At 63.6% G+C, this 791-nt stretch carries 2 protein-coding genes; both read left to right on the top strand.

The genetic code is table 11. The features are described 5' to 3' along the window. The coding region (locus AC0L16_RS33520) for a beta/alpha barrel domain-containing protein (protein ID WP_473625804.1) at nucleotides 1-387 on the top strand (387 nt) is incomplete at its 5' end. Beyond that, nucleotides 384-791 (top strand): thiamine phosphate synthase (locus tag AC0L16_RS33525; protein WP_473625805.1); only part of this gene is annotated, 408 nt, incomplete at its 3' end. The genes AC0L16_RS33520 and AC0L16_RS33525, both read left to right, overlap by 4 nt.

Consider the following 791-nt stretch of genomic DNA (forward strand, 5'->3'; position numbering starts at 1 on the left):
TACACGACGGACGATCTCGTCGTCGCCGAGCGATTGCTGGAAGCCGGATGCAGGGTGCTCATGCCCTGGTGCGCGCCGATCGGTTCTGCGCTTGGACCGGTAAATATCACCGCGCTCCGCTCGATGCGCGGCCATTTCCCGGATGTCCCGCTGATCGTGGATGCGGGCCTCGGCCGCCCATCTCACGCGGCTCTCGTGATGGAACTCGGCTTCGACGCGGTGCTCCTCAACACGGCAGTGGCCAAGGCCGCCGATCCGATCGGCATGGCGCGCGCGTTCGGCAAGGCGGTCGATGCCGGCCGTGAGGCCTATCGCTCGGGCCTGCTCGAGCCGCGCGACCTCGCCGTCCCATCGACGCCGACAATCGGCCGGGCAGTCTTTCAATGAAACTCGATCCTTTTTATCTGATCGTCGATAGCGCCGCCTGGATTGAAAGGCTGGCGCCGCTCGGCGTCAGGCTGATGCAGCTTCGCGTCAAGAACCTCGCCGAGGCTGCGTTGCGCGCCGAGATCCGCAAGGCGAAGGCCTTGTGCGCCCGATACAAATGCCAGCTCATCATCAATGACTTCTGGCGGCTGGCGATCGAGGAGGACTGCGATTTCATTCATCTCGGACAGGAAGATCTGCAAGCGGCGGACCTTACCCGGATAAGGGCTGCAGGTGTCCGTCTCGGCCTCAGCACGCACGACCATCTCGAACTCGAAACAGCCCTTGCCGCCAGACCGGACTATATCGCGCTCGGCCCAGTCTATCCGACCATCCTGAAACAGATGAAATGGGCGCCGCAGGGG

The sequence above is a fragment of the Mesorhizobium sp. WSM4848 genome, assembly GCF_055811375.1.